Annotated in this window: 1 protein-coding gene and 1 pseudogene; both read right to left on the bottom strand. The window is 75.7% G+C overall.

The window, feature by feature from the left end; all coding sequences use genetic code 11:
- Positions 1-1,346: FAD-binding and (Fe-S)-binding domain-containing protein (locus tag MCBG_RS34685; RefSeq protein ID WP_369799260.1), on the bottom strand; the 1,346-nt coding region annotated here is incomplete at its 3' end.
- A pseudogene (locus tag MCBG_RS35005) lies at positions 1,252-1,479 on the bottom strand (FAD-binding oxidoreductase); the annotation flags it as partial. The pseudogene MCBG_RS35005 and the gene MCBG_RS34685, both read right to left, overlap by 95 nt.
- Between the last annotated feature and the right edge of the window lie 26 nt (positions 1,480-1,505).

Raw genomic sequence — 1,505 nt, 5'->3', positions numbered from 1 at the left:
CGGGGCGAACAGCGTGCCCAGGCAGGACGGCACGAACACGGCGTCCGGGTCGTCGGCCGGGTGGGGGCGGCGCGGAGTGCCGCCGCGCGGCAGGTCCCGTTGCCACTGCGGCACCCGGTCGGAGCCGAGCACCGCGCGGGCGGCCCGGGTGGCGGCCTCGGGCAGCGCGGGGCGGCAGCACCCCGGCCAGATCGAGTCCCGCGGGGCCATGCCCCGGGTGGTGGCGCCCCAGGGGGCGGGGCGCGCCGCGCCAGGCGGTCCCCCGCCGCCCGGCCGTGCTCCTGCGCGCGCAGCCGCTTGACCAGGTCACCGGTGTTGATCAGCACCGGGCAGGCGGTGGCGCACATGCCGTCGACGGCGCAGGTCTGCACCGCGTCGTAGTCGTAGTCGTCGGTCAGTTCCCGGACCAGCGCGGTGTCGCCGGCGGCCTGCGCTGCGGCGATCTCCCGGCGCAGCACGATGCGCTGCCGGGGCGTGGTGGTGAGGTCGCGGCTGGGGCAGACCGGCTCGCAGTAGCCGCACTCGACGCAGCGGTCCACCTCCTCCTCCACCGTCGGCACGGTCTTGAGGTGCCGCATGTGGATCTCCGGGTCGTCGCTGAGCAGCACCCCCGGGTTGAGCACGCCGTCGGGGTCGCAGAGCGTCTTCAGCTCGCGCATCACCTCGTACAGCTCGTCGCCGAACTGGCGGCGCACGTAGGGGGCCATCACCCGGCCGGTGCCGTGCTCGGCCTTGAGCGTGCCGCCGTGGCCGAGCACCAGGTCGACCATCTCCTCGGTGAAGTCGGCGTAGCGCGCCGGGGCCGCACCGCCGTCGAAGCGCTCGTTGAGCATGAAGTGCAGGTTGCCGTCCTTGGCGTGGCCGAAGATGACGCTGTCGGCGTACCGGTGCCGCTCGAACAGCTCGGCCAGCGACGCGCAGGTGCCGGCGAGCGCCTCGACCGGCACGGCGATGTCCTCCAGCAGCGCGGTGGTGCCGGACGGGCGCGCGCCGGCCACCGCCGCGTACAGGCCCTTGCGGATGTGCCACAGCGCGGCCCGGGCGGCCGGTTCGCCGCTGAGCCGCGCCGGTGCGCTCAGCGGCAGGCCGGCCAGCACCGGTCCGGCGTCGGCGACCCGGTGAGCGAGCGCCGCCGCGTCGGACTCCTGCCACTCGGCGAGCAGCAGCGGCGTGCCCGCGCACGGCCAGGCCGCGCAGCGTGGCGTCCGCCTTCGGGTCCCGCTGGGCGACCCGCAGGGCGGCGGCGTCGAGCAGCTCGACCGCCGCCGGCCCGGCGGCCACCAGCGCCGGCATCGCGGCCATCGCCGCGCCGAGGGAGTCGAAGACCAGCAGGCCCGTCGCGGCATGGCGGTGCACGGGTACGGTGCGGAACGTCGCCGACGCGACGAACGCGAGCGTGCCCTCGCTGCCCACCACGAGCCGGGTGAGCAGATCGGCCGGGTCATCGTGGTCGAGGAACGCGTTCACGCCGTACCCCATGGTGTTCTTCATGGCGTACTGGGCGC

This window comes from Micromonospora sp. M42, assembly GCF_000568915.1.
In the GTDB taxonomy this organism is placed as follows: domain Bacteria; phylum Actinomycetota; class Actinomycetes; order Mycobacteriales; family Micromonosporaceae; genus Micromonospora; species Micromonospora chalcea.
The sequence above is the reverse complement of the archived record's forward strand: the minus strand, read 5'-3'. Positions and strand labels throughout refer to the sequence as shown.